Origin of the sequence: Parabacteroides sp. B2-S-102, from assembly GCF_023656665.1 — a bacterium.
GTDB lineage: Bacteria > Bacteroidota > Bacteroidia > Bacteroidales > Tannerellaceae > Parabacteroides > Parabacteroides distasonis.
This window is the reverse complement of record NZ_JAMOKM010000003.1, coordinates 117,151-142,613: the sequence shown is the minus strand read 5'-3', so window position 1 is coordinate 142,613 and position 25,463 is coordinate 117,151. Positions and strand designations below refer to the sequence as shown.

Annotated in this window: 28 protein-coding genes, 3 tRNA genes and 1 pseudogene; 19 read left to right on the top strand and 13 right to left on the bottom strand. The window is 43.9% G+C overall.

Features of this window, described 5'->3' with window-relative positions:
* The first annotated feature begins 6 nt into the window (after positions 1-6).
* The 11 genes from NBH07_RS05625 (at position 7) to NBH07_RS05580 (ending at position 8,036) form a co-directional block, all read left to right on the top strand.
* Positions 7-882 (top strand): glycosyltransferase family 2 protein, encoded by an 876-nt coding sequence (locus NBH07_RS05625; RefSeq protein ID WP_009017052.1) that lies wholly within the window; start codon positions 7-9, stop codon positions 880-882.
* Positions 883-892: 10 nt separating this feature from the next.
* A complete protein-coding gene (locus NBH07_RS05620; RefSeq protein WP_009017053.1) occupies positions 893-1,858 on the top strand; it encodes a hypothetical protein in 966 nt (321 codons plus the stop codon).
* 28 nt (positions 1,859-1,886) lie between these two features.
* Positions 1,887-2,108, top strand: a complete 222-nt coding sequence (locus NBH07_RS05615) for a phosphopantetheine-binding protein (protein WP_009017054.1) — start codon at positions 1,887-1,889, stop codon at positions 2,106-2,108.
* Positions 2,109-2,114: 6 nt separating this feature from the next.
* Positions 2,115-3,332, top strand: coding sequence for an ANL family adenylate-forming protein (locus NBH07_RS05610; RefSeq protein ID WP_009017055.1), 1,218 nt, complete (start codon positions 2,115-2,117; stop codon positions 3,330-3,332).
* A complete protein-coding gene (locus NBH07_RS05605; RefSeq protein ID WP_009017056.1) occupies positions 3,329-4,051 on the top strand; it encodes an SDR family oxidoreductase in 723 nt (240 codons plus the stop codon). Before NBH07_RS05610 ends, NBH07_RS05605 begins: the two co-directional genes overlap by 4 nt.
* A 1-nt stretch (position 4,052) precedes the next feature.
* Positions 4,053-4,730: a PIG-L deacetylase family protein gene (locus NBH07_RS05600; RefSeq protein ID WP_009017057.1), complete on the top strand. Its 678-nt coding sequence runs from the start codon at positions 4,053-4,055 to the stop codon at positions 4,728-4,730.
* A 4-nt stretch (positions 4,731-4,734) separates the two neighbouring features.
* A complete protein-coding gene (locus NBH07_RS05595) occupies positions 4,735-5,379 on the top strand; it encodes a sugar transferase (protein WP_009017058.1) in 645 nt (214 codons plus the stop codon).
* On the top strand, positions 5,369-6,229 hold the full coding sequence (locus tag NBH07_RS05590) for an NAD-dependent epimerase/dehydratase family protein (protein ID WP_009017059.1): 861 nt from the start codon (positions 5,369-5,371) through the stop codon (positions 6,227-6,229). Before NBH07_RS05595 ends, NBH07_RS05590 begins: the two co-directional genes overlap by 11 nt.
* Positions 6,230-6,232: 3 nt before the next feature.
* Entirely contained in the window at positions 6,233-6,643 is a 411-nt protein-coding gene (locus tag NBH07_RS05585) for a WbuC family cupin fold metalloprotein (RefSeq protein ID WP_009017060.1), read from the top strand.
* 62 nt (positions 6,644-6,705) lie between these two features.
* Positions 6,706-6,840 carry a hypothetical protein gene (locus tag NBH07_RS22455; RefSeq protein WP_255223108.1) on the top strand — a complete coding sequence of 45 codons (135 nt, stop codon included), beginning with the start codon at positions 6,706-6,708 and terminating at the stop codon, positions 6,838-6,840.
* A gap of 209 nt (positions 6,841-7,049) precedes the next feature.
* Positions 7,050-8,036, top strand: coding sequence for a PD-(D/E)XK nuclease family transposase (locus NBH07_RS05580; protein ID WP_156682517.1), 987 nt, complete (start codon positions 7,050-7,052; stop codon positions 8,034-8,036).
* Between the two features lie 105 nt (positions 8,037-8,141).
* Here the strand turns inward: NBH07_RS05580 and NBH07_RS05575 are convergent, their stop codons facing one another.
* The 7 genes from NBH07_RS05575 to NBH07_RS05545 form a co-directional block, all read right to left on the bottom strand.
* Positions 8,142-10,466 (bottom strand): TonB-dependent receptor, encoded by a 2,325-nt coding sequence (locus NBH07_RS05575; RefSeq protein WP_009017062.1) that lies wholly within the window; start codon positions 10,464-10,466, stop codon positions 8,142-8,144.
* 106 nt (positions 10,467-10,572) lie between these two features.
* A complete protein-coding gene (locus tag NBH07_RS05570) occupies positions 10,573-11,154 on the bottom strand; it encodes a helix-turn-helix transcriptional regulator (protein ID WP_005868594.1) in 582 nt (193 codons plus the stop codon).
* Between the two features lie 9 nt (positions 11,155-11,163).
* Positions 11,164-11,850, bottom strand: a complete 687-nt coding sequence (locus NBH07_RS05565) for a LuxR family transcriptional regulator (protein WP_005858717.1) — start codon at positions 11,848-11,850, stop codon at positions 11,164-11,166.
* A gap of 25 nt (positions 11,851-11,875) precedes the next feature.
* Positions 11,876-12,814, bottom strand: a complete 939-nt coding sequence (locus NBH07_RS05560) for a sugar phosphate isomerase/epimerase family protein (RefSeq protein WP_009017064.1) — start codon at positions 12,812-12,814, stop codon at positions 11,876-11,878.
* Positions 12,815-12,826: 12 nt separating this feature from the next.
* The gene (locus NBH07_RS05555) at positions 12,827-14,209 is read right to left on the bottom strand and encodes a Gfo/Idh/MocA family oxidoreductase (RefSeq protein WP_005858713.1); all 1,383 of its coding nucleotides are present in this window, start codon (positions 14,207-14,209) and stop codon (positions 12,827-12,829) included.
* A gap of 19 nt (positions 14,210-14,228) precedes the next feature.
* On the bottom strand, positions 14,229-15,806 hold the full coding sequence (locus NBH07_RS05550; protein WP_008779407.1) for an SUMF1/EgtB/PvdO family nonheme iron enzyme: 1,578 nt from the start codon (positions 15,804-15,806) through the stop codon (positions 14,229-14,231).
* 203 nt (positions 15,807-16,009) lie between these two features.
* Positions 16,010-16,082, bottom strand: a tRNA-Trp gene (locus NBH07_RS05545).
* Between the two features lie 135 nt (positions 16,083-16,217).
* Between NBH07_RS05545 and NBH07_RS05540 the strand changes: the two genes are divergently transcribed.
* Positions 16,218-16,823, top strand: a complete 606-nt coding sequence (locus tag NBH07_RS05540; RefSeq protein WP_005858709.1) for an RNA polymerase sigma-70 factor — start codon at positions 16,218-16,220, stop codon at positions 16,821-16,823.
* Between the two features lie 5 nt (positions 16,824-16,828).
* Here NBH07_RS05540 and NBH07_RS22745 read toward each other — a convergent pair whose 3' ends face one another.
* The 3 genes and pseudogenes from NBH07_RS22745 to NBH07_RS05530 all read right to left on the bottom strand — a co-directional run bounded on the left by NBH07_RS22745 (position 16,829) and on the right by NBH07_RS05530 (position 17,643).
* Positions 16,829-17,005 (bottom strand): HAD hydrolase-like protein, encoded by a 177-nt coding sequence (locus tag NBH07_RS22745; protein ID WP_010181984.1) that lies wholly within the window; start codon positions 17,003-17,005, stop codon positions 16,829-16,831.
* Positions 17,000-17,434: pseudogene (locus NBH07_RS22740) on the bottom strand (HAD hydrolase-like protein); the annotation flags it as partial. The pseudogene NBH07_RS22740 and the gene NBH07_RS22745, both read right to left, overlap by 6 nt.
* Before the next feature lie 135 nt (positions 17,435-17,569).
* Positions 17,570-17,643: transfer RNA gene (locus tag NBH07_RS05530), tRNA-Pro, on the bottom strand.
* A 199-nt stretch (positions 17,644-17,842) separates the two neighbouring features.
* Between NBH07_RS05530 and NBH07_RS05525 the strand changes: the two genes are divergently transcribed.
* A tRNA-Phe gene (locus NBH07_RS05525) sits at positions 17,843-17,918 on the top strand.
* Positions 17,919-18,379: 461 nt separating this feature from the next.
* The gene (locus NBH07_RS05520; RefSeq protein ID WP_034527703.1) at positions 18,380-19,615 is read left to right on the top strand and encodes a site-specific integrase; all 1,236 of its coding nucleotides are present in this window, start codon (positions 18,380-18,382) and stop codon (positions 19,613-19,615) included.
* 54 nt (positions 19,616-19,669) lie between these two features.
* Here NBH07_RS05520 and NBH07_RS05515 read toward each other — a convergent pair whose 3' ends face one another.
* The 3 genes from NBH07_RS05515 to NBH07_RS22735 all read right to left on the bottom strand — a co-directional run bounded on the left by NBH07_RS05515 (position 19,670) and on the right by NBH07_RS22735 (position 22,245).
* Positions 19,670-21,301: an IS1182 family transposase gene (locus NBH07_RS05515; protein WP_094582479.1), complete on the bottom strand. Its 1,632-nt coding sequence runs from the start codon at positions 21,299-21,301 to the stop codon at positions 19,670-19,672.
* Positions 21,302-21,451: 150 nt separating this feature from the next.
* A complete protein-coding gene (locus NBH07_RS05510; protein WP_008778233.1) occupies positions 21,452-21,859 on the bottom strand; it encodes a hypothetical protein in 408 nt (135 codons plus the stop codon).
* A 191-nt stretch (positions 21,860-22,050) separates the two neighbouring features.
* Positions 22,051-22,245, bottom strand: a complete 195-nt coding sequence (locus tag NBH07_RS22735; RefSeq protein ID WP_005634939.1) for a hypothetical protein — start codon at positions 22,243-22,245, stop codon at positions 22,051-22,053.
* A 26-nt stretch (positions 22,246-22,271) separates the two neighbouring features.
* Here NBH07_RS22735 and NBH07_RS05500 point away from each other — a divergent pair, with 26 nt between their 5' ends.
* From NBH07_RS05500 to NBH07_RS05480, 5 genes are all read left to right on the top strand, one after another.
* A complete protein-coding gene (locus tag NBH07_RS05500) occupies positions 22,272-22,568 on the top strand; it encodes a hypothetical protein (protein ID WP_008778531.1) in 297 nt (98 codons plus the stop codon).
* On the top strand, positions 22,553-23,695 hold the full coding sequence (locus NBH07_RS05495) for a hypothetical protein (RefSeq protein ID WP_094582481.1): 1,143 nt from the start codon (positions 22,553-22,555) through the stop codon (positions 23,693-23,695). Before NBH07_RS05500 ends, NBH07_RS05495 begins: the two co-directional genes overlap by 16 nt.
* Positions 23,696-23,698: 3 nt before the next feature.
* A complete protein-coding gene (locus NBH07_RS05490) occupies positions 23,699-24,586 on the top strand; it encodes a hypothetical protein (RefSeq protein ID WP_008778532.1) in 888 nt (295 codons plus the stop codon).
* 69 nt (positions 24,587-24,655) lie between these two features.
* The gene (locus NBH07_RS05485; RefSeq protein ID WP_008778833.1) at positions 24,656-24,907 is read left to right on the top strand and encodes a hypothetical protein; all 252 of its coding nucleotides are present in this window, start codon (positions 24,656-24,658) and stop codon (positions 24,905-24,907) included.
* Positions 24,908-24,957: 50 nt separating this feature from the next.
* Positions 24,958-25,455 carry a DUF4313 domain-containing protein gene (locus tag NBH07_RS05480; RefSeq protein ID WP_094582483.1) on the top strand — a complete coding sequence of 166 codons (498 nt, stop codon included), beginning with the start codon at positions 24,958-24,960 and terminating at the stop codon, positions 25,453-25,455.
* Positions 25,456-25,463: the final 8 nt, after the last annotated feature.

Genomic DNA, 25,463 nt, shown 5'->3' with positions numbered 1-25,463 from the left:
AAGCGTATGTTAGATGTTACTGTAGTTATACTTACGAAAAACGAAGAGGTGAATTTACCTGACTGTTTGGAATCTGTTAAAGATTTTGCCACCAGATGTGTTGTAATAGATAGTGGTAGCATTGATAAAACTAAAGAAATAGCAGCGAAATTCTCTGCGGATTTTTACGAGCATCCGTTTGAGAACTATGCTCGCCAGTTTAATTGGGCATTAGATAATACAAATATAACAACAAAATGGACTTTTAGGCTAGACGCAGATGAAAGACTTACTTCTGAACTAAAGATTGAACTGTCCGGACTTGTACAAAAATATGAATCAGATGATGAAGTTAATGGTTTTACTATGGAAGCTTGGTTATATTTTCTTGGTCATAAAATTAAACACGGTTGCCATACCAAGCGAAAATTGATGATGTTTAAGACAGGAATAGGTCGCATTGAAGATAGAAAAATGGATGAACACACAATTTTATCACATGGTAGATCTGTTTTTTGCAAACATCGATTTATTCATTATGATTTTAAAGATATGACCCATTGGGTAAATAAAATGAATTGGTATGCAACCCGTGAGATGCAAGATTATTTTGAATATATTCAGTCTAGAAACACAAATAAAAATCAAATCTCAAAAGATCAAACAATAGGAAATACACGAAGATTGAAATTTGGACTTTATTACAAATTACCTATTTTTCTTCGAAGTTGGATTCTTTTTTTCTATTATTATATCATTAAGCTAGGTTTTCTTGATGGTAAGGAAGGGTATGTTATGCATTACATGTATCATCTTTGGTATAGATCTTTGGTTGATTCTAAAATATTAGAACAGATGATTTATAATAAACCTTTTGAAGAAACTGGTGCTTTAAATAATTAATATTATTTTTATGCGTACAGTAACATTAAAGACAACTGATTTAACAGATTGTGAAATCGGTAAGTTTCTTGGTGCTTTCAGAGAGGTATATAATCAAGAGAGGTCTATCACTTATTTTAAAAACGAATATACTTCTACTTGTTTAGAGCATTCTTTTCATACGCTATTATATAATGAATTTGATGAAATATGTGGTAGTTACTCATTAATTCCATTTATCTATTCTGTTAAAGGAGAAGAAGTTCTTGTAGGGTTGGGATCTGATTTATTTATCAAAGATAGTTATCGGGATAATGTAAGTAATTTGTTGAGTGTCTTGAATGCTGCTATTAAAAATGCAGAAGAAGTAGGAATGGTTGCCTGTTTTGGTTTTCCTAATGATAATTCTGAAATGGTTAGCCGTGCATTTTTGAAAGAAAAGAGAATAGGTTTGCTTGATACCTATATCTTGCCGTATAAGATTGGTGATTATAAAGCATCGATGAAGCTTTTGAATCCATTCTCGATACTTTTCTCAAACTGTTTATTAGGATTGTCGCATTTGTCATCATCTAACAATATTGCCGACACAATCATCAGGAAAGTTAGGCCTCAGTTTGAGCAGACCCGTTTCAAATGGTTCAACCCTACTGATTATCATCTGTATCAAAATAATGAAATGCAGTGCGTGTGGAAAATTTCTGCATTTGAGGGAGTCAAGGCTTGCTTTCTGATGGATGTATATCCGCTTACTGCAAGGAATTTCGATAAAGCTGTTAGAAAAATGGTGAGCGATGTTAAGAAAGAGTGTGGATTGTTTCTTTATGTTGGTCATCTCCATTTCACTCCGCTATCAATGGTTAAGATCCCAAGAAGATTTGAACCTAAAGCCTTCCGCTTTGATTGCAGAATTTTGGATAAAGAAAAATTATCAAAGGTAGATGTTTTCAATATTGACAATTGGGAGGTTGATCTGTCTTCGTATGATTTATTATAAATGTATAACTTGTTAAAAGTAAAGTAGTATGGAAAAGAAAGTTTTTGATATAATTAATGAGATTAGAGCTGCTAAAGATATGAATACAGTAGCTGAACTTACGGCAGAAACAAGACTTCGCGAAGATCTTGCTTTTACTTCATTTGATCTTGCAGAATTAACTGTTAAGATTGAGGATGAGTTTGACATTGACATCTTCGAGGATGGACTAGTTAATACGATTGGTGAAATCTATGCGAAACTCTCTTAATTGCAGATGAAAAGATTCCTTTTGAATAATGGCTCTGAGTACAGCTATGAGCAGTTGCTTGCTTCGCTCAACGAGAGCGACAAGTACTACCTTCTGTACAAACAGCTAGATTTGTATCTCTTCTTCGTTAATCTTATCAAGGCATTGGCTAACAATGCTCCGTTAGTGTTACTTGACGCTGACCTAAACGAGACAGAAATCGATGGTGTAAACGTAGCTGAAATAAATGTGCCAACAAAAATTGTTTCCACTACGTTTGTTAACATGGAGGCTGTTGTAGAGGCGGTTAAGAACTCTACATCTGAAATCACGATCTTTACTTCTGGAACGACCGGTCAACCTAAGAAAGTGGTACATTGCGTGCAGACTCTTATGCGGGCGGTACGTTTTGGCGAAAAATATATAAATCAGGTTTGGGCGTATGCATATAATCCAACTCATATGGCAGGCTTGCAGGTGTTCTTCCAGGCGTTTATGAATCTGAACTTCTTGGTGAATGTGTTTAATAAGAGCCGTACTGAGGTTTATTCGCTAATTGAGACAAATCGCGTTACTCATATGTCTGCTACGCCCACTTTCTATCGCTTGCTATTGCCTTTCGAAAAAGTTTATCAGACCGTACAGCGTGTAACACTTGGGGGAGAGAAATCTGATAAGAAGCTTTATGAGTCAATAGGGATGATTTTTCCTAACGCTAAAATAAATAATGTGTATGCTTCCACGGAAGCTGGAACTTTATTTGCCGCTAAAGGCGATAGCTTCCAGATTCCAGCTGCTATTCGGGACAAATTCTTGATTCAAGAGGAGGAGTTGCTTATTCACAAGTCGCTGCTTGGTCAGTCGGATAGCTTTAAGTTCGATGGTGATTACTATCATTCAGGTGACTTGATTGAATGGGTGAACGAAGCCAATGGTTTATTCCGCTTCAGGAGTCGCAAAAATGAACTCATCAATGTGGGCGGCTATAAGGTTAACCCTGGCGAAACTGAAAAAGTAATCCTTGAAATCGAAGGAGTACAGCAGGCTTTGGTTTATGGTAAGGCTAACTCTATTTTGGGTAATGTGCTTTGTGCGGAAGTGCAATTAGTTGAAGGCTCAACCCTTACGGAATTGGAGATTCGTAACTATTTGAAAGAACAGTTGCAGGACTTTAAGATTCCTCGTCGAATTAAGTTTGTGGATTCTTTCTCATTAACAAGAACTGGTAAAATTAAACGATCATGAACGTATTGGTAACAGGTTGCTCACGTGGTGTGGGCTTGGAAATTTGTAGAGTGTTGCTGGAGCAGGGTAATACTGTGTATGGTGTCGCTCGTAGTTATACGGATGAGTTTAAAGCATTGGAAGCTGAATATGCGGGCAAACTCTTCTTCAAGAGTATTGATCTTAGCGATAGCGAGAGTATAAGAAAGTCGGTTTTTAAAGAATTTGTGGGAAATAAAGTCGTACTTGACGTTTACGTGAACAATGCTGCGATGGCTTATGATGATATAGTGACAAATCTAAACTTGGATCGACTGAAGGCGATGTATGCGGTCAATGTATTTACTCCGATGATGATGACAAAATACGCAATACGTAATATGCTTCTTCACCATACCCGTGGTTCTATAGTGCATATTTCAAGTATTAGTGCGCATACGGGTTACAAAGGGCTTGCTATGTATGCTTCTTCAAAGGGTGCACTCGAAGCATTTTCAAAGGATACGGCTCGTGAATGGGGGGGGATGGGCATTCGCTCCAATGTGGTAGTGCCTGGATTTATGGAGACAGCCATGAGCTCAACTCTTACAGACGACCAAAAAGATAGGATATACAAACGTACTTCTATGAAGGCGGCTACCAGTGTTCGTTCTGTAGCGGAAACTGTTTCCTTTCTTGTTAGTGAGAAAGCATGTAGTATCACTGGACAGAATATACATGTAGATAATGGAACAATCTAGTATGAACTATTTAGTCGTAGTAGCTCATCCTGACGATGAGGTGTTGGGTGCTGGTGCAACAATTAAAAAACTTACAAGGGATGGCCATTCAGTAGACATCTGCATTATGTGTTCAGAGGCTAAAGCACGTGCTTTTCGCCCTGACGACAATGAACTGAACGATGATTTAGATGCTAGCTCAAAGATGCTTGGCATACGTAATAAGTATGCGGGGAACTTCCCTAATATAGAGATGAATAATGCTACGCATCTTAGTTTGGTACAGTTTATAGAGAAGGCGATCATCGCATCGAATTGTGACGTGGTTATCACGCATCACCCTTCTGACACAAATAATGATCATATGCATACCTCTATGGCTTGTCAAGCTGCTATCCGTCTGTTTCAACGCCGTGCGGAGGTGAAACCTTTAAAGGAGTTCCTGTTTATGGAGGTACTCTCTTCTACTGAATGGTCAGTTAATACATCCATGAACCGATTTCAGCCAAATACATTCGTGGAGGTTGGTGAGAACTGCTTAGAGGTTAAAATAAATGCTTTAGCTACCTATCGGGGTGTAATGCGGCCTTTTCCTCATCCTCGCTCTGCGGAAGCGATCAAGGGGTTAGCGGCTTATCGGGGCGCTCAAAGTGGAACGAATTATGCGGAGGCATTTGAGTGTACTTTAAGAAGACTTTGATTGTATGTATCAGTTTGTAAAAAGAGCTTTTTGTGTGATAGCTTGTGGTGGTGCGTTGATCGTTTTATTGCCTGTGTTCTTGATAGCTATTATTGGTATTCTTATCTCTGATTGGGGACCTGTTTTTTATTGTGCGAATCGTATTGGAAAAGATAACAAGTCTTTTAGGATGTATAAGTTCCGAAGCATGACGATCGCCAAAGATGCGGATGAGAAGAGTTTCAAGGCGGATACGAACCGTATCTTCAAGTGGGGTGCCATTATGCGCGCTACAAAGATTGATGAATTGCCTCAGTTGCTGAATTGTGTATTGGGGGATATGGCGATAGTGGGACCTCGTCCAGCCGCACAAGATCAAGTGGTGATTATGCGTGAGGGTAAATATGGTATAGCTGCCCGAGTGCGTCCGGGGTTGACAGGTCCAGCCGCATTATATGATTATTTATACGGTGACACTGTAGAAGATCCTGCAGAGTATATGGAAAAAGTGTTGCCTACCCGTAGGGAATTAGAGGCGTTTTATGTTCATCACGTGAATGTCGGTTTTGACTTAAAAATGATCGTTTGGACGTTTTTGTGCATTTTAGGTAGGGTGGCTGGTAAACCGCAGAATTGGATACTTGAAAAATTAAAAGGATATGTCGAATAAAACAATACTGGTAACAGGCTCAGCTGGGATGATTGGCTGCTATCTGGTGAAAGATCTGATAGCTAAAGGTTGCACTGTAGTGGGTGTTGACCGCAGGGTATCAGATTGGACGCATGAGCATTTGAAACAAGTGGTTCTTGACCTTGCTGACAAAAATGCGTTGGAGGCGTTATTGGATGCGGAGAAGGTGGATAGATGCATTCATTTGGCCGCATTGGCACATGCTGGAGGTGGTGAAACTGACTTTAGTTTTGAGAGGTTCAAGTTTCTGAATGTGACTTGTGCTGAGAATGTGTTTGAAGCTTGTGTTAGCCATAATGTGTCTGTGTTGTTTATCAGTACTGTGGATGCCATTGGCATGGTGAAGGGGTTAATAAATTCAGGCACAGAGCTGAATCCTATCTCGAACTATGGAAAGAGCAAGGCAATGGCTGAAGGCAGGCTTAAAGAGATTTGCCCAAAGTGGAATATATATAGATTCTCCCCTGTCTATACCGCTACGCAGAAGCGTGATATTGAGAAGCGCTATTATCTGAAATATCCTAACTGGGCATATAAGATAGGTAATGGTGGTAAATTTGAGGTGCTAGAGATGAGTGGTGCTGTTAAAGCCATGGTAGATTGGGTTGATAAAGAGGTTGATAATACAATTCATATCATCAAGAATCCCGAGCTGCTGGACATCAATAACCTCATTAAGGTTGAAAAGGCGGAAGGCAGAGCCAAGCATGTGTTATATTTCCCTGAGTGGATGGTAATAGCTGGATTTTATTGCATCAATTTGATGTTTGGTAAGAGCAATACAACTTATTTGGTATTCAAGGCTCTCTGGCCTTTTAGAACGGTATAGCTTATGTTGATTAATCAAGAATTATTGGATGATTTGTTGGCTAAAACGGCAGATAGCCCTCGTTTGCGTGTGAACTTGGATTTGCGGAATAGTTCCGAGGATACTTCCCAGCGGATGCTGAACGCCTTGCAGTCGGGATCGTTAGTGGATATCCATCGTCATTCGAATACGTCTGAGACGGTCGCTATCTTGCGGGGGGCGGTCACGGAGATCTTCTATGATGAGAAGGGGGTGGAGTGCGGCCGTTATGAGTTGTCGCCTGCCATTGGGAATATGGTTCTACAGATTCCTGCCGGGCAGTGGCATATGCTGATCCCTCGGGAACCTTCAGTTATCTTAGAGGCAAAGGATGGGGGGATGAGCCTATTCTGGGAACTGACATTTGGACGAGGGAATAGGTGTAGATTGTATTAATGTAGATATGTCTTGCGGAAGATGCTTCCTTACAGGAGGCAAAAGAAGCGCAAGAGAAAGCAATGGTAGAAGGTATGGAGAATGGCCGTTTATCAGAGAAATATGCTATCGCTCGAAACCTGAAAGAGGCGGGAGTGTCTAAATCTTTGATTGTTCAATGCATCGGTTTATCGGAAGAGAAGATCGAGCGGTTATAGTTTTTTTCCTGAAAACTGTCGAAGGCAGAGATGTCAGAATAATATTATCGGGAGAGTCGGTGTAAGAACCGGCTCTCCCGATTTCGTTATATTGTGGCTCCATTGGTTTATGTTGAAAAGAATTGAACGCTTGCGCTTTATTCTTTGATAAAAATTCCGTATGTTTGCGGTGTAGAATAAACAATAGGTTTAACTAAAAATAATTAGCTATGGGAAAGTTCGTGAATCCGTTTACGGATATTGGTTTTAAGATTATTTTCGGTCAGCCGGCTAGCAAGCCGTTCTTGATCACGTTATTGAACGAGTTGTTGGCGGGTGAGCATCGGATTGAGGATCTGGTGTTTCTCGACAAGGAGGATCATGCGGAGCATGTACGTGACAAGGGGATTATTTACGACCTCTATTGCCGTACCTCCACGGGAGAATATATCATCGTGGAGATGCAGAACCGCAAGCATCTGGATTTCGTGGACCGAACATTATATTATATGTGTCGTGCGGTGAGCCGTCAGATTGAGGCCCCGCTAGCGGTGGAAGTACACTCACCGGATGACGGGGAGGAAGGGCTGGAGGTGCGGGAACCTTCGATGTCGTATGGCGCAATCTATAAGCTACATACGGTGTATGGTGTTTTTTTCATGAATTTCAAGGAGCCGGATTTACCGGATCGTTTCCGTGTGGATTCTGGAATTCTGGATCTAGAAAGTCATGAGACGCTGAACCCTCATTTCCGGCAGATCTATTTGCAGTTCCCTTATTTTACGAAGGAACTGGATGAGTGCGAAACTTTATTAGAAAGACTTTTTTATGCGTTAAAGAATATGGAACATTGGATTCGAATGCCGGATGCCTTGAAAGAACAGGTGTTCGCTCATCTATCTCGTTTGGCCGCCGTGGCGAATCTCTCTCCGGAGAATCGTCTCGCCTATGACCGTGCCGTGGATCGCTACAATGTCAACCGTCTTGCGGAAGAGACTTTCTTGCAGGAAGTAGAGGAAGCAAAAGAGAAAGCGATAGCGGAAGCAAAGGCGAATGGGATGAAGGAAGGCCTGGAGGAAGGCTTGAGGGAGGGTCTGGAGAAAGGTCGCCTATCAGAGAAATATGCTATCGCCAAGAATTTAAAAGAGTCGGGGGTATCTAAATCTTTGATTGCCCAGAGCACCGGTTTACCGGAAGAGGAGATCGAAGGATTATAGTTTTTGAAGTAAGTTACCGAATATAGGAAAGTCGGAATAAAGTAATCGGGAGAGTTGGTATAAGAACCGGCTCTCCCGTTTTTTATTTCTATTGAATGCTTGCGCTTAAAAGGCGATCGCCACCTCCGCACCAATCTGGAAGGGCTTACCCAGTTGGATAAACGGATTCCCGAATGACTCGAAATAAAATGCAGAGTAATGGGTGTTCGTTATATTACGGCTCCATAGGTTTACGTTGACGATACCTTTGCGTACGCCTACCTTTGCGTTCACCGTTCCGTAGAATTTCTGGTAGATGTCGTTTCGCTCGGTCCAGAAGATCTTTCCGACACCGCTGAATTGGGCGGAGGCGGAGAATTGGTCTATCCATGCGTTACGGAACAGGCGGGTGTATTGCAGTCCGACGTTGAGGGTATGACGTGGGGTATATGGGATGAAGTTGTTCTTGAAATCCTCTTTCCCGTTGTTGTAATCCCGGAACGTAGCATGGGTGAAACCGTAATTAACGTCGGCGGTTAGCCCATCGATGATGCGGGCACGCAAGGAGGCCTCTATACCGTAGCTTTTTGCTTTCCCGGCGTTGGTGAGGATACGGCCGTTTCCGCTATTTACGAATTTGGTCAGCTGCACGTCTTTAATGTCCATATAGAAACCTGTCAATTCTGCGCTTAGGCGTTGGAATAGCAACTCGCTACGGATACCGATCTCGTAGTTCCAGCTTTTCTCCGGTTTGTAGGCGGCTACTTCCTCGATGGGGGTAGGTTCTTTGACCTCGATCGGCATCATGTCCTTGAAAGCGCTCATCATATCGTATTGCATCTGGCTTTGCATCACGTCTGCCGACATTTGTACGTTGTAGCCCCCGGTCTTATAACCTTTCGCTACCGATACGTAAGTGAACGTGTTTGGTGAGCATTCGTACTTTAAAGATATTTTCGGAAGTACTTGCCAGAAGTCTTGGGAGACACTGGCGTCCATCACGGTGGTTGGGATCGGGAAAAGTTTCTCTATGTCGATAACCGGTCCGTTTTCTACGAAGCCGAACCCCATTCTCATCTTAGCCTCAGAATTGTAATCCATCTTTTGCTTCTCGTAATCCAAGCGGATACCGGCGGTAATTGACAGGCCTTCCGTGAACAGATTGTTATAAGTGGATTGGTGATACAAAGCAAGGCCATAAGAAGGGGTGTCGAAAGAACCCGGAATATAAAGATGATCGTCCAGTATTTTTAGATAGGGCATCTTAGGGTGATCTTTCTTCAATTGATCGAATACGGGCTGGAGGACGGTCTTAATTCCGTCTTCCTTGAAATCGACCGGGCCGTCTGTATGTAGATCATCGTAGAAACCGTAGAGTCCGAAGGACCATTGGTAATTATTTCTCGTGTTGCTCTTGATCGCCAATTCCTCGCTGAAAGCGTTTTGCTTTTGCTTTTGGTTGAGGGTGAAGATCGAGAGAGGGGAGAAGTCTTGATCCATCTTCATGTCATCCTTGAAATATTGATGACCGGTGATGCTGCTCAGTATCACGTGCTCATTCCGGTATTCGAGGGACAGGTTATTGGCGATGACCGTCCGTTTATAAGAGCTGGGATCGTTGATATTGATAGGATTTACATACTTGTGATCGGTATTTCCGGTTCCGATGAACATGCCATATGGAAACGCTCCTTGATCCGTATAATCTACGGAAAGGGAGTAGGAGGCACGGAAGTTCGGATTGAAGCGACCTTCCAACTTGAAGCGACCGCCAACGTTGTCTTCCTTATCGATCTTTTTCCCATCGTAGGCATTGGTGTAGAAGCCGTCGCTATGGTCATAGTAAGCGGCGGCGGTAAATCCGATGGTCTCGCTCAACTTAGCATAATGGGAGGCCTTGACTTTATATTGCCCGTAGCTTCCGGCCGATAGGGAGAGTTTCTTTCCTTGGTAATCGAACGGGGAGATGGTATAGATATTTACGATGCCCCCCATGGCGTTACGACCATACAAGGTTCCTTGCGGCCCTCGTAATACCTCGATGCGCTGGATATCGGTCAGCTCGAAATCGAAGGTGCTTTTATCCAGATAAGGCACGTTGTCTACATATAAGCCTACGGATTGTCCGCTACTTCTGGCTCCGATACCGCGGATATAGATGGCCGAGGTTAGTTTTGCCCCATAATCCGGCATGTATAGGTTCGGGACGAAAGAACTTATATCCTTTAATGCGTCGATCTGCCTGCCGGAGATCATTTGTGGGGAAAGGATCGATACGGAACCGGGTAACGTACGGAGGTTATTCGTCTCCTTCGTGGATGAGGTCACGATTACCTCACCCATGTTATAGGTTTTTATCGTGTCGTTCTCGTTAGCCTTGATGTCCTCGGCGTATACATTTTGCAGCCCCAACGCACCTAGGGCGATGATACCTAAGTAGTGTCTCTTCATCGAATTTCTTTTGTTAGTATATTTTTTCAATCGCGAAGAAACGGTAAAGAAACAGGATGGTCAATCACTAGATGTAGTGATTTTGAAAGCTGGTTTGTTGGTTTCGCTATAGTTCGATATCGTCGCCGGAGATGATCCCGTTCATGATGGCGTAGAAGGTGAGGCCGGATACGGTCTTGATGCCCAGCTTGGCGGTGATGTTCTTACGATGGGTGAGGACGGTGTTCAAGCTGATGTTCAGCTTATCGGCGATCTCTTTATTCGTGATGCCTTTTACGATCAGTTGAAGTACGTCTACCTCACGGCTGGATAGGTCCTTGTTGTTTTCGGTAGTGGTGTTGCCGGAGCTGTCGCTCGTAAATAATTGTTGCAATTGCTCGATAATGGTCTCTTGGGAGGAACGTAACGTGATACGGTTCGTAGACGAGAGTGCCCCGTGTTCTTCGGTGCTGTCGATGAGGAGGGCGGTCTTGTTTCTTCTCGGGAGGAAGAAATCCGCATTGAGCACAAGGGTATCTGAATCGGTGAAATAGTAATCGTAGGTGTCGCTTCCTGTGGAGGAAAGCATCTCGAAATTTGGAAAATAGCAAACCTCTACCGGGGGGAAGTAGTCGGTCAGCAAGCTTTGCAGCCCAATACTTCTTAGGGTATCAGACAGTATGATCGCTATTTGTTTGTTTCGATGCATTTCAGATCGTTAGATACATAATTTTTCCATGGCCGAGACCATGGGGGTAAGGATTCGATACCGGATCCGGTTGTGTTGTTTGATATCTTTCTCCAGACTACAGATGGAGAAGAGGACGGCATAACATAAATTCTCGTCGTAATCTCCCGAAAGATGCTTGACCATGATACTTTTTAAGTCGGCTAAAAGGGCCTCGATGGTATCTTCCGTACGTTGCTCGGAGGTGATTTGCAATCCATCGATCGTTCCCGCCGGTTCTTTTCCCAGCTTTTTACTTAACGACATGCAGTAGGGAAACCATATCTTATCATCTTTCTCAATGCGGGCGATGAGTTCTTCCTTGAACGAGGAGAAGAAGCGTCCTATCAATCCAAGAGTAGGATTGCCGGGCGTACTCATCGAGATAAAGGAACCTAGATGGCGTTCTATATTGGGGAGCTGATAACGTAAATAGTATTGGTTCGTCTTTGTCAGGTAATCAATAATCTGCGATGTATGGAAAGTTTGTAACTTCTTCTCCGGAAAATACTCCTCGTTGAGGAAGGTATTGATCACTGTCAATAAAAAGTCCGTATCCAGCGAATGTTCTTCACAGAGCGTCTTCACCGATTTGTCGCCAAGCCCGAGACGAATCCCAAACCGGTTGATTACGGGAATGAGTGAGGGGTGTTCTTCCACCACCTCACTCAATTGCATATTTGGATATACTAAAGGCATCTTATCAAGCTTGTTCCCATTGTTCACGTAATAACTTGACGGCGGCGGGGACTACCACGTTACGGTCTCCCTGACATCCGCACTCGAAGCTTACGTAGTTGTTATAACCAATCATTTTCAATCCCTTGAAGCCATTGATATAGTTATCGGCATCTCCATCCTCACCCGGCATGCTGCGACGTTTGCGGCTGGCCACGTGTACGTGTTGGAGATACTCTCCACCGGAGATAAAGGCTCCCATATCAGAGGTCTCTTCCCATGTCATATGCCAGAAGTCGCCCATGCAACGTACACCCGGATTATTGATATCCCGGCATAAAGAGGCGGCGTCGGCTACTTGACGTAGATAAAAACACTCTTTTCGGTTCAAAGGTTCAAAGATGACGCTAGTCCCATGCTGGGCGGCGAAAGTTCCCATCTCGTTGAATTGCTCGCAAAGGAAATCCCGTGTCTCCATCGTATGAGGCAAGGCGGGGACTTGACCATTAAAGGCAGGAACGATAATCACGCCCGTAGAACCTAATTCACCGGCTGCGGCGATGATCTCTTTCATCGTGTCCATGCATTCCTTGCGGATGGCTGGATCGGTAGAAAGAATAAAGCCTTTGAAGCCGGCGCAAATGGCACTCACTTTGATATTACGTCCGTTTAAGGCCTGCTTGATCTCGTTTACCCGGCCGGCTAATCCTCCGCCACCCGGCTCAAAACCTACAACGCCCAACTTCTCCATAAAATCAAGTTTCTCGTTCAAACTTTCACCCGGGGCGATTCCCTCTTGGAAAGAAAGTTTTAATTCAAGGTCCTTGCCGGTCTTGTCGCTCCCTTTTTCTCCTTCGGCAGTCTTTGCCGGCTTGGAAGAGCAGGAAGTCAAGGCCGTACTTCCTACCGCTAAAGCAGCGCCGGATAAGGAGGTTCTTAAAAAGTTTCTTCTATTTAATGTCATAAACAGTCTGGATTATTTCTTGTCGATTGGTTTACCCGGAACAGGAACGACGAAGCCGCTCATATCCATCTTTCCTAAGTTCAAATCTTTCGGAGTATAATCCAATGCAGAGGCAGTCATGGCATCCCAAGTGGTCTCGGCACCCGTGTAAGCGGACTCACGACCCATGATTGCGGCCATATTGGAGATAGCAGTCTCAGAAGCTTGCTCGATTTGTTTACCACCACGGATGCAGTTGATCCAGTTTACATGCTCTAATGTATACGGGTCAGTTTGCTTGAAGTTCGCTTTTTCGGCCTCGCTATCATATTTCCAGATAACGTTTCCTGCCAAATCCTTGATCTCCATCGTGTCACTGCTCCATGATCCCTTGGTTCCTTGGATGAATTCGCTTACATTATTTGCACAACCATCTATCTGGCGGCACATACTATGCATATGGATACCATTTTCCATTGTGAAATCAACGCTGAAGTTATCATATTGGTCGCCAGTGATACGACGGTGGCGAGAACCGAAACCTACAGCCTTGACTGGTTTCAATCCGCTGAACCAAGTGAATACATCTATATTATGTACGTGTTGCTCTACGATATGGTCGCCGGAAAGCCATTTCCAGTTTACCCAGTCCTTGATCATATATTCGCAATCGTTCCATCCCGGTTGACGATCCCGATACCAAAGCATATTCTGGTTCCAGTAAACCGTACCGCCCGTGATCTCACCGATCAATCCTTCCATGATCTTCTTGTAAGACTCGACATAACTGCGTTGGTGATGGCGTTGAGTACCGGTTACGACACATAAGTTCTTTGCCGCAGCTTGTTTTGCGGTAGCCATAATGGTACGGTAACCAACCGGATCAACACAGATAGGTTTCTCTAAGAAGGAATGTTTGCCCTTTTCTGTGGCGTATTGGAAATGAACTGGACGGAATACGGGAGGAGTGGCGACGATCACTACATCTACACCGCTATCAATCACTTGTTTGTACGCATCCAAGCCGACGAAACGTTTATCAGCCGGTACATCAATTCCTTTCTCATCTTTTAATTTCTTTGCCAAATCATCGACACGTTCTTGGAACGTATCGCCTAAAGCCACGATCGTAACGCCGTTCGCAGCGTTCAAGAAGTTAAAAGCGGCTCCGGAACCACGTCCGCCACAACCGATTACACCAGCTTTTAGTTCTTTTCCATCAGTCGCCAAATCTGGTAATTCGGGCACGTAATAAGTACCGGGTTCTTTCAAAGGCTTTATTGCGTTCGCACTTTCACCTCCACCACAAGAAGTTAATACACCAACTGTACTACCTGTTCCAATTGCTCCAAGCGCACCCGCTAGGGCTGAACTTTTCAGAAATGATCTTCTGCTAATGCTGTTCTCTTTTTTCATGATATTATTTTTTTAGATACTATTTATTAGGTTCACATACAACACGGAAACCGATTCCTCTGATGTCGGAGTACCACCAGATACTCTTCGGCTGTTGCGGATCGGTTTTTAACCAAGCTTCATGTTTGGTATAATCACGGGAAGCGCAGCGAAGATCTGCCGCATCGGAGGTGTAATTACCGCCTCTCACTACCCATTCTGTACCTTCAGTAACCAATGGATCTGTGGCGCTACTTCCGCTTTTAGCGTAAGCTTCAGGATCATACTTGTCGGCACAATATTCCATTACATTACCCAACATATTCTTTAAACCAAAGGGATTGGCTTTTACTAAATCCGGTTCTTGCGTCTTGTTTTTGCTGTTCTTGCTATAAATCACATAAGAACCTATACTATCAGTCTTAGCGTCGAAAAATTTACGCCAGAAGCCTTGATCGGAGAAGTCTTTTGGATTACCCGTAAAGAAATAAGGCGTTTCCGTGCCGCCACGTGCCGCATATTCCCATTCCGCCTCGGTCGGTAAACGATAAGTCTTTCCTGTTTTCTTGGATAACCATTGGCAGAAAGTCTCGGCCGCATAATGAGTCATTGTAATAGCCGGGCGATCTCCGCCACCCCAGCCTTGATCAGGGAAACCGAACGGAGGTGTCGGACCGGAGATGGCATCGACATTCGGATTACTGTTATTTGCGTACACGGTCTCTGGCGGGGTACGGCCCTCACTCATCGTATTCCCATAGAAAGCCCAGTATTGATCCCAAGTCACCTCGACCTCAGCCATGAAGAATGGACTAACGGTTACGTTGTGTACAGGTGACTCATCTGCTTTATGAAACGCCTCTTTTTCCTCACTACCCATTTTGAATGAACCTCCGGGAATGGCAATCATCTTGAATGAGACCATTGTTCCGGGAATTTGTTCTACATAATCGGTAAAAGAGGTTACTGTAGTTGGTTCCTTAAAAAACAGGCTGGTATCTATTGAGGTTGCCCCGGATGTGTTTTGTCCCGGTATGCCAACCATCTTAGAGTGATTGTAGTTCGGATTGTAATGTCCTGCATCCAAATGGCAACTAATACATTGTAGATCTAGCTTTTTCTCATTCTCATCATAATATAAATGTGCTGTTACACCATCATCGGTAATTCCTTCGGGGAATAAGTTCTGATGGCACTCCTTACAAGATTCATTGGGGATATATTTAACGGCGTGTTCCAACTCGGACTTAGTTTCCCAATTGAAATCCGCACTGTCTTTAGTCAAGTATGACCAAACATCTTTCATACCCAATTTAGCTTTTGCGCTATAATGTTTCCAAGTATTTGTTTGAGGTGGGAGGTGACAAGCTACGCAATGTGTCTTAACGCCACTTCCATTATTTACATGCTTGGAAAGTTTCCAACTGTTTTCTACGTGAGGATGCACGTGGCACATCATACAAGATTCATCTGTCGAGAAATATACAGATGTTTTATAAAGGGCGATCATAATCCCAGCTCCCAAAAATAATCCGAGGAACAGGATAAACGCCTTACTTTTGAAAAAATACTTTTTCCTCTCAGACGAGTATCGATTTGAAAATTTGTTAGTTGTCATCTGTTTCTATGGTATACGATTTACACTAAGTCTCAATTAGATTTAAAATCGGCAATAAAAGTAGTATATTCCTTTATATATTGAAAGAAAAAATAGTCTCTTTAACGAAAAATGTTGTCTTATTTACGCTTTTTTATCGCAATGGGAAGAGAAGGAGAATAATAAAAAAGCGGCAACACATATTCATAGTGTTGCCGCTCACGCACGGAAGGAGAGGCTCGAACTCCCGACACCTGGTTTTGGAGACCAGTGCTCTACCGACTGAGCTACTTCCGTATTGCGGGTGCAAAAGTAGTTTAATAATTTGAATATGCAAGTAAAATATGAGAAAAAATAGTCCGCTTTTTAAAAAGGCATTTAGATTATATTTAGTATGTTTGCCAAATCAAAGAAAAAGGAGTGGGAGTTTTTGTGCGAGATATCAAAGGGTTGCTTGAATCTGTGTCGGTAGATAACAGGGGAGCTTTCGAACGTTTTTATAATTTATATTATGATCAGGTTTTTCGCTTCGCTTATTATTGTTTAGGCGAGAAGGAGGCATGCCGTGAAGTTGTGACAGATGTTTTTTTCTCGGTCTGGCAATCCCGGAAACGATTAAAGGATATTGATAATATAGATACCTATTTATATATTTCCGTACGTAACGAGTCTTTTCGTTTTCAAGCAAGGAATAAAGACTTGAATAGGGTTTCTTTAAATGAGTTGTTGCCATTAATGGAAGAGGAAGATGAGGGTTCTCCGGAGGAGCATTTGGAGTTAAAAGAGATGAGAGAGATGCTTGATAAAGCGATTGACGAACTTCCTGAGAAATGCCGTCTTGTGTTTTTGATGTCTCGTGAGGAGGGATTGAAAACGAAGGAGATCGCAGAAATATTATCGGTTCAAGAGAGTACGGTTCGTGTACAGATGAAGATCGCTATAGAAAAATTGGTAGCCCGGTTGAAGCCGAGCTTCCCAAATATTTCATTCTCTTTATTGCTGATGTTTATTTTTAATGTGATTTATAGATCTGCTTAAGCTTTCTATATGGGGATATTCCCTGTTAGAAGGAAAGATGATAGTTCTTTTATATCAGTAACGATTTTGTTTGCTCCGGCATTCGCTAGTTCTTCTTCATCCCCGTAGCCGTAAAGGACTCCTATTGAATCTATGTTATTCGCTTTGGCCCCTTCTATATCATATTTACGATCACCGATCATGACTACGTCAGACCGTGTTTTTATATCGGTGCTGTCTAATACATATTGTATTACATTCGCTTTTTCGGAACGGTTTCCGTCGAATGTGCTTCCTCCAACAAATGTAAAATAAGATTCTAAGTGGAAATATTCTAGAATTTGTTGAGCGAAGGGCTGCGGCTTTGAGGTGGCTAAGTAGATTTTCATTTCGTTTTCGGTAAGCAAACGGAGTAATTCATCAATACCTTGATACAGGGTATTCTCGAAAATACCTTGTTTTGAAAAATATTCCCGGTATTTAGCAATGGCTACATCTGCTTGCTCATCTGTAAACTGATAGAAGTCCTTAAAGGATGTTTTTAATGGTGGCCCGATGAAAGGGCATAAAGATCGTAAATCTTCTACTTCTATATTGAAATAGGAGAGGGCGTACTTTACAGAACTGGTAATGCCAATCATAGGATCGGTTAATGTACCGTCCAGATCGAACAATATATGTTGATACCTTTTGTTATTCATTAGATATTAATAGGATTGAAAAAAGAAAGGCAAGATCTCTTTCAAGATTCTTGCCTTTTTGATGAGTCGGGATGAGAAGACTCGAACTTCCGACCTCCACGTCCCGAACGTGGCGCGCTAGCCAACTGTGCTACATCCCGTTTTTTTGTATCGTTGTCTCGATTACGGGTGCAAAGGTACACATTGTTTTTGAACCTGCAAGAGAAAAGTGGATTTTTTTGTAGGAAAAATAGATAATTTACTGTCCTGTGAATTTTTCTTTCAAAACATTTGCTGGATTAAAAATAATACCTACCTTTGCACCCGTAATCGAAACAACGATATACAAAACGACATGATGGTGCCATAGCTCAGTTGGTAGAGCAAAGGACTGAAAATCCTTGTGTCCCCGGTTCGATTCCTGGTGGCACCACCAAAAAGCTTTTCAATTTTAGAAAACCCTTGAATTAGAGATAGTTCAAGGGTTCTTTTTTTACCCTCGCTACGCATTTCATTACATATTTGTGAAGTTGGATTTCGCCAATTCAGTGGCTTTTTTTATGGCTTTTGAAAAAGCCATAAATATGTATCATACTTCATTGTTTTTCAACTATTTGACAATTTCAATCTCCGGTGTGAAAAAGTAATTTTGCACACATGACCGGATGGAGTCAGAAATGTGAAAGAAATTTAAAAATTCGGTATTTCCCATCGGGATAAAAAAAGGAATCGAACCCGGGATACAAAAGGCAATTCGAATCTGATAAAAATGGGATTTTTATGGCTATTCCACAAGTCCCTCAAAAAAGCCACTGAATTTAACATTTCGTTTCACGTCCTCATGTCATCCGGTTTTGACGAAACAATTGGATGTAACACCTCTAAAAAACAAAAGTGATGAAACAAGGAACAATGAACATTCTTTTTTTCGTGCTCAAAACGAAATTGTTGAAAAACGGTGAGGCCCCCGTACTGATGCGGATAACCATCAACGGGAGCTACGACGATGCCCGTATCCAAAGAAGCGTGCCTCTGAACTTATGGAATGCGGCCAAAGGATGCAGCAAGGGCAGGGACAGGGCATCCATCGCATTGAATACCTATATTGCTGAGTTACACGCACGTGCCCTCGAGAAACACAAGGAACTGGTATTGGAACAGGCCCTGATTACCCCGAAACTGATCCTGAAACGTGTTTTCGGGAAAGACATCGAAATGCGTACATTGCTCGGTACCATGCAGGATGGCATCAAGGAAATGGAAACACTGGCAGGCATAGACTACTCTCCCGTTACGATCAACCGGTACAAGAACGTGGTGAAGAAATTGCAGCAGCTTATCCCCTCTTATTACGGCAAGGAGGATATCACCTTCCATGAGCTGACACCGGAGTTCATCCGCGCGTTTGACATTTACCTGAAAACGGAGGGGGGACTGTGCCGTAACACGATAGTCCGCTACATGAAATGTTTCAAGAAATTCACCAACATGGCATTGGCAAAGGAATGGATGCGTAAGAATCCCTTTTACGGTTACAAGATGGAACAGGACGAGACCGATCCGGTATTCCTGACCTACGACGAGTTGCAGGCCGTCATGAAAAAGAAATTCACCATCCCACGGCTCGAGCTGGTCAGGGACATATTTGTCTTCGCGTGCTTCACTGGTCTGGCGTTCTCCGATGTCGCCACTCTGAGTGGTGAAAACCTGGTACAGGACAATCTCGGTGACTGGTGGATAAGGAAGGGAAGGGTCAAGTTGGAACACCGCAGAAAAGCGTCTTCCATCAGCAACATCCCACTGCTGCCTGTTCCACTGGCCATATTGGAGAAATACAGGGAACATCCGATCTGCGTAAAGAAAGGATGCTGCCTGCCTGTCATGTGCAACCAGAAAATGAACAGCTACCTCAAGGAAATCGCCGATTTCTGCGGCATAAAGAAAAATCTGACCACGCACGTTGCCAGGCACACTTTCGGGACCACCGTCACGCTCGCCAACAATGTACCCTTGCAGGACGTGTCCGTCATGCTCGGACATGCTTCCACACGCATGACGCAGCATTATGCGCGGGTCATGAACAGCAGCCTGAAAGAGGCGATGAACAATGTGAAGGAACGTCTGGAATGGTAAATATGCAACCGGCCCGTCATTGAAGGTATCTGAAAAGGCAGCCTTCTTTTTTTGTTATGCAGCCCGTTTATTATCCATTTTTATATTTAAAATATCTTTGGTCTTCTCAATTATTACTTTTCGAGAAGTCATCCTACAGAAATAAGTAAAAAACAAAAGGAAACTGACTTTTTTAGCCAGTTTCCTGAGATTATGTGCAATAGCAACCAGGGTAAATTCTGTTTTTACCTTCTCCAACCCTCTTAATCTAAACCGGTTCCACGCCGAGTTATGCTTTATCTGTGCAAAGACAGCTTCCGGTTCTATACATCGTCTGCCCCGATGATAAATACCTTCCTCACTCATGAGTCTTTCCCGTGCTTTTTGTTTATACCTGTTAAGGTTATAGTTAACTTCTATGATCCGGTTGGCCTTTGATTTATGGCATTGAGATTTCAGCGGGCACCCCTCACAATTTTGTGCCTGATAACGCTTCAGTATGGATACATATCCCAAATCGGATTTACTTTTCTTTTGACCTTTATACTCCATATGTTGTCCCATCGGGCATACGTAATAATCCCTTTCCCGGTTGTAGTAAAGGTTCTGTATGGCAAAAGCATCCTTCTTCCAGGCACGCTTTTGCTCTTTGTGGAAATAATTGTACTTGACAAAAGCCTCTATACCCGCATTCTCCATAAACTCGTAGTTTTGTTCACTTCCATAACCGGCATCGGCCACTACTATAGAGGATTGCCTATGATAAGTCTCTCGAAAATCTTTCAAAAAAGAAATTAAAGTTCCCGTATCTCCGGCTCGCCTGTAAATTCCCAGATTGGTAATAAATTGATTCTCTGTGGCAATCTGTATGTTATAGGCGGGTTTCAATTGCCCGTTTTTCATATGATCCTCTTTCATACGCATGAAGGTCGCATCCTCATCAGTCTTACTGAAAGAATTACGATCCCCTAATTTCTCTAATTGCGATTCGTATTTGGCAAGGCGGGGCAGATATTCTTCCTGTAACTTTTTGATTTGTTTCTGCTCAGCATTGTTCATCCCGGAGAGCCGTTTGTTTAAAGCGCTCACTTTTTCCCGCAAACCACAGGAATCCATATCCGGTAAGCAATCTGGTGTCCTTTCCTGTTTATCCTGCTCGATATGTTTGTCAACTTCACTAAGGATTGACTGTATTTTCGACTCCAGTTTTACCTTGTTCTTTTCCACGCTACCACGCCAGACAAAGGTGTAGCGATTGGATGCTGATTCCACTTTGGTACCATCGATATACTGTACATCCAAACTGACATAGCCGGATTCCTGTAACAGCAGAACAATGGCTGAAAACAACGATTTTATGTGTTCTTTTAAACGTTTGCCACGGAAATCATTGATCGTGCGGAAATCGGGAGTACTATTACCAGACAACCACATGAAGTGAATATTCTCCTGCAAGGCCTTTTCTATTTTGCGACAAGAATAGATATTGTTCAGGTATGCATAAAACAGAACTTTGAGCATCATACGGGGATGGTAGCTGCTGGTACCTCCTCCTTTATATGCCCAGAGCAGACAACTAATATCCAAGGCGTCTACAACACTGTTTACAACACGAACGGGATGATTGGGAGCTATCTTTTCCGATAAGCTGACCGGAAAAAGTACATTTTGGTTGGATGTTAACTCTTTAAATACTATCTTAGCCATTGCTATAATGTTTGGTTTTTGCAACGGTAAGATAATACTTTTTACCGAAATAAACAATAGCAAAAGGGACTATCCGACTTTTTGGACAGCCCCTTTTTGTTATACTGTCTGTTATCCATTTTCTCTGGAAAACATCTTTGGTCTTCATAATCATCCTGTACTGGCGAAATAATTCATCATGGACACTACATATCCAAGTAACGGTATCAGTACACCGATTACATATACCATAGCGTACCCCAAAAGGACGAGAGGTAATATTTTACGGTAAAGACCGGCGATGACAAGAAATATAAACAAAAAGCAAGAACCATAAACTCCTATTTGAAAACCGGGTATCAATTCATAAACGGGTACGGGCTCGGGGTTAAGCATGGCTCCGGCCACAATGGAATAAAGACTTGCCAACAATATAAACAATGTATACAGGCAGCTCTTAAAAATCCCGGGATCGTTTCTTTTACAATAGAGAATTGTTTGGATATCACTCCTAAGAAACTCAATACCCAGCAAGAGAGCTACCATGACACCCGTATCAAAAGCAGAGAATGTATTCATTTCAATCAATCACCTTTGACGCGAAGATATGTATTTATTCCGGAATGCCACGCCTTCGCTTGTTTTACGATATGATATTGATATCCGATAGTTTGGAAAATATTTGAAAAACCTTCGTTGTATGCTTTTAAATTTGCTCATTACACTTATTACATGTTGTATCCGACAAATTGAAAATCCCAGCCATTCTTTCAATTTCTTACCTGCAAATATAGCCCTTTGCCGGGTTGATTGCGCAAGGCGGCCCCTTTCAGGGGCTGGTTGGCTAAAAGAAAATCATCCTCGCTTCGCTGCGGTATTTTCTTTTGCCAAGCCTTGCGCAATCCCCGGCAAAGGACAGTCCGGCAAGTAAGAAACCGAAAAACCGGCTCCACGGAGCCGATCATGTCAAACAAACTAAAAGAATGAAGGTATGAACAGAGAGACAACAAGCAAAGTCCACAAAGGACAGCAGGGTGCCAATCCGAAAATGAGAATGTTGGTTTATCGGGAAAGGAGCTATCCCGCACGGAAGGTGCAAGGCAGGGACGGAAGCTATACGGTTGCCGCAGACAGCCTGGTGCCGGAACTGCTGGACGGCCTCAGAAGCCTTGACCCGGCAGCTTTCAAGCTGGACGAGGAAATCGCCTGCTATTGCTCGGACGAGGAAATCCAAAAACTGGCGGACGAAGAACTGGTAGAAATAATTTATGAATGGCAACGGTTATGACTGAAACAACAACAGCAAAGGTCCGGGAAGAACAAGTAACGGGCCTTACCGCAGAGAATGCGCACCGGGTCACGATGATCCGGGAAAAGGGTACGGACCATCCACCCGTACCGTTCCATTTCAGAAAGGAGCATCATGGAACGGGCAACTATGTACACCTGTACGGAAATCCGGAAGATCGGAATGAATTGCATTCCAGGGACTTCAAAGATTGGGAAGCCGTAGCGTTCAAACATCCTGGCTATCTGGAGGATATGTGGAAACAGGCTTGCGACGCATACGCCTGGAGTTCCTTCGACCCGGAGATTCGTGGCGAGACGGACATCATGATTTACGGGGAGGAGCTGCACAACGACCTGCAACTCATGCAGGAAGAGGAACGGGATACATACATCGCCGCCTACCGGAAAAAGCTATCCGCCCAGCTCTCGGCCCTCTCACGCTGTGCCAACCCGATGGTGACGGGACGGGGCGGATTTGATTACCACAGGCAGGAGAATACGAACAGAAGCTATCAGAACCGCTACGAGGAGTTCCGCAATTGGCGGCAAAAGGTTCTTGAAGCCGTCAGACGGAAAAAGGAAGCCGCACGACCGGAGGAAGAAAAACTGGAAAAGGCATGGCAGACGCTCAAACGCGACATCAAGAGCAGCGCCGACACCATCCACGGGATTGACACCGGACAATGCCGGGGTTATAACCGTGCCCTGTTCGTCAGCAGCATCCTGAACAAGGTATCCACCTTCGCCAATCACGGGGAAGTGGAAATCGTCCGCAGGGCCGTGGACTTCATTTCCGAATATAACGCAAGGGTAAGGAAACCCGTCATCACCCCGAGAAACAAATTCTTCCAATTGCCGGAACTTGCGGAACGGATGCGCAAAAGGCTGAAAGCGGTGCAAAGCCGGGAAAACAAGGAAGTGCCGTTCGAGGGCGGGACACTTGTATGGAACTATGGAGAAGACCGCCTTCAGATCCTGTTTGACAGGATTCCCGAAGACAACAGACGAAAGGAACTGAAATCCTCCGGATTCCGCTGGTCACCCAGAAACAAAGCATGGCAACGGCAGCTCACCTCCAATGCCCTCAGTGCCGCCAAGAGAGTGTTGAACCTTCAAAACATCTGAACCATGAATAACAACAAACTGAAATTCGTAGTCGATTCACGCAGTTTTGACGGCAGCTGCGTGACCACCATGTCTGACGGAATACACGGCGACTACCATCATGAGACACTGGAGGAACTGAGGGACAGGGAAAAGAACCCGTACCTCATAGCCGTGTCCGGAAATACCGTCCGCAAGATGATACGCATCTACTTGCAATCCCTCTGCGCCCCGTTCAGTGAGATTACGGAAGAAAGATATTTCGACTACATGGATGTCTTGCCCCCCATCCGCCATACCCGGAATTTCTTTTTCCTGGGAGAGCCTTATCATGCGGACATCTACCGGTTCTGCTTCCGGGCGGGCGGACGCTACTTCACGGGACTCCGCTCCGTTACCACGCCAAGAAAGGAACTGGAACGGCAGATGGACAACCATTACCGGAACATTACCTTCAAAGGAGACATCCTGAAAGAAAAGCCGATGGTCATCTCTGACCACGCACGGCATGCCTCTATAATTATAGTTCCTTATCTGTTTCTTGACATAAATGGCGAGAAGAAGTTCATCTGCAACCTGATGAGAGGAACGGACGAATCGTCAGGCAGGGATGTAAGGCTGGAAACCGCCAAAATCCTGCAAAGCCTGCGCCGTCATCATTTCCTCTACTTCTCCGGCTATGAGGAAAACGACGATATGGACAAGTTCCTAGGCGAAGTGATGAAGAAAAAGCACACCCTGCTGGCAAATGGTAACTTCCTCCAATATCCCGTGAACCGGGAGTCCGTGTCGTTTACCGGAACGGTCAGGGAAACAGGCGAGCCGTTCTTCTTCCGGATTTACGACAGGGAGCTGTTCCTGCACCTGTTGTACGTCCTGAGAGGCATCACAAGGGAAAAAGCTAAAATATAACGTGACACATAACGACGGTATGGTGACTGTCTTTCCGACCCGTCACCATACAAAAAAAACAATGAGATCATGAGAACTGTGACCGAAGAATCGTTGCGACGCAGGCTGGCCCGTCTGGAGTCGGCCCTGGAAAGCGAAAAGGCACGCCTGAGAAAAGTATGCGGCGGCATCCCCTGGGGAGCCGGGATGAGGCGTACCAAATGTACCCCCTCATTCCGAAGGGAGGACGAACTGATCGGGAAAATCAAGGCGGTGAGACGGCAACTCTCCCAAATGTCCGCAGGCGGTGACAATCACACGTTTAAAGAAACAGGCAGGTGAATGCCGGCCAATTAACTTGCAAGTCAATAATTTTAAAACCAGTTACGAATATGAACACCCAATTGGCTATAATCCGTTCAGAGGGAAAAGAACATCTCTGTTACCGGGAAGAGGAATATTTTGTCGATGTATCCTATCCGATGGTGACATTTACCAAAGGGGAGGATGATTTTGAAATTGTCAAATGCGACCATCCGTCCATGGAAGAGACTTTCCTGTATCAGGAAAGCCGTCTCTCAATCGTGATTGAAATGTACCATAACGGCTGGCCGGCATTGTCTCTGAAAGATCCCGTGACCCATGAGATATACACGGTCCTGACGGTCAACTTAGAGGATAAGGCGGCATTCTCACTGCCTGACAGGGCATTCGTGGACATCAACAACAATCCTGATGCCATGGAGTTCCTTCTGTCCAACAAATTGGCTGAGGATACAGGTTATAGACGTCAGAGCGGCTGGGTAAGCTACCCGATGGTCACACTTAACCTTCCGACGTTTTACAGGCTTGACCCACATGCCTTTAGCGCAATATTGAATATCCGGTAATCCTTCCG

Coding starts and splice junctions, on each gene's coding strand:
- NBH07_RS22735 (WP_005634939.1), bottom strand. CDS start 22,245: ATGATCGGCTCCGTGGAGCCGGTTTTTCGGTTTCTTACTTGCCGGACT.
- NBH07_RS05590 (WP_009017059.1), top strand. CDS start 5,369: ATGTCGAATAAAACAATACTGGTAACAGGCTCAGCTGGGATGATTGGC.
- NBH07_RS05485 (WP_008778833.1), top strand. CDS start 24,656: ATGAGAACTGTGACCGAAGAATCGTTGCGACGCAGGCTGGCCCGTCTG.
- NBH07_RS05600 (WP_009017057.1), top strand. CDS start 4,053: ATGAACTATTTAGTCGTAGTAGCTCATCCTGACGATGAGGTGTTGGGT.
- NBH07_RS05585 (WP_009017060.1), top strand. CDS start 6,233: ATGTTGATTAATCAAGAATTATTGGATGATTTGTTGGCTAAAACGGCA.
- NBH07_RS22455 (WP_255223108.1), top strand. CDS start 6,706: ATGGTAGAAGGTATGGAGAATGGCCGTTTATCAGAGAAATATGCTATC.
- NBH07_RS05500 (WP_008778531.1), top strand. CDS start 22,272: ATGAACAGAGAGACAACAAGCAAAGTCCACAAAGGACAGCAGGGTGCC.
- NBH07_RS05495 (WP_094582481.1), top strand. CDS start 22,553: ATGGCAACGGTTATGACTGAAACAACAACAGCAAAGGTCCGGGAAGAA.
- NBH07_RS05480 (WP_094582483.1), top strand. CDS start 24,958: ATGAACACCCAATTGGCTATAATCCGTTCAGAGGGAAAAGAACATCTC.
- NBH07_RS05565 (WP_005858717.1), bottom strand. CDS start 11,850: ATGCAATTGAGTGAGGTGGTGGAAGAACACCCCTCACTCATTCCCGTA.
- NBH07_RS05625 (WP_009017052.1), top strand. CDS start 7: ATGTTAGATGTTACTGTAGTTATACTTACGAAAAACGAAGAGGTGAAT.
- NBH07_RS05580 (WP_156682517.1), top strand. CDS start 7,050: ATGGGAAAGTTCGTGAATCCGTTTACGGATATTGGTTTTAAGATTATT.
- NBH07_RS05620 (WP_009017053.1), top strand. CDS start 893: ATGCGTACAGTAACATTAAAGACAACTGATTTAACAGATTGTGAAATC.
- NBH07_RS05520 (WP_034527703.1), top strand. CDS start 18,380: ATGAAACAAGGAACAATGAACATTCTTTTTTTCGTGCTCAAAACGAAA.
- NBH07_RS22745 (WP_010181984.1), bottom strand. CDS start 17,005: ATGATCGGTGATCGTAAATATGATATAGAAGGGGCCAAAGCGAATAAC.
- NBH07_RS05550 (WP_008779407.1), bottom strand. CDS start 15,806: ATGACAACTAACAAATTTTCAAATCGATACTCGTCTGAGAGGAAAAAG.
- NBH07_RS05560 (WP_009017064.1), bottom strand. CDS start 12,814: ATGACATTAAATAGAAGAAACTTTTTAAGAACCTCCTTATCCGGCGCT.
- NBH07_RS05575 (WP_009017062.1), bottom strand. CDS start 10,466: ATGAAGAGACACTACTTAGGTATCATCGCCCTAGGTGCGTTGGGGCTG.
- NBH07_RS05610 (WP_009017055.1), top strand. CDS start 2,115: ATGAAAAGATTCCTTTTGAATAATGGCTCTGAGTACAGCTATGAGCAG.
- NBH07_RS05515 (WP_094582479.1), bottom strand. CDS start 21,301: ATGGCTAAGATAGTATTTAAAGAGTTAACATCCAACCAAAATGTACTT.
- NBH07_RS05615 (WP_009017054.1), top strand. CDS start 1,887: ATGGAAAAGAAAGTTTTTGATATAATTAATGAGATTAGAGCTGCTAAA.
- NBH07_RS05595 (WP_009017058.1), top strand. CDS start 4,735: ATGTATCAGTTTGTAAAAAGAGCTTTTTGTGTGATAGCTTGTGGTGGT.
- NBH07_RS05605 (WP_009017056.1), top strand. CDS start 3,329: ATGAACGTATTGGTAACAGGTTGCTCACGTGGTGTGGGCTTGGAAATT.
- NBH07_RS05490 (WP_008778532.1), top strand. CDS start 23,699: ATGAATAACAACAAACTGAAATTCGTAGTCGATTCACGCAGTTTTGAC.
- NBH07_RS05510 (WP_008778233.1), bottom strand. CDS start 21,859: ATGAATACATTCTCTGCTTTTGATACGGGTGTCATGGTAGCTCTCTTG.
- NBH07_RS05555 (WP_005858713.1), bottom strand. CDS start 14,209: ATGAAAAAAGAGAACAGCATTAGCAGAAGATCATTTCTGAAAAGTTCA.
- NBH07_RS05570 (WP_005868594.1), bottom strand. CDS start 11,154: ATGCATCGAAACAAACAAATAGCGATCATACTGTCTGATACCCTAAGA.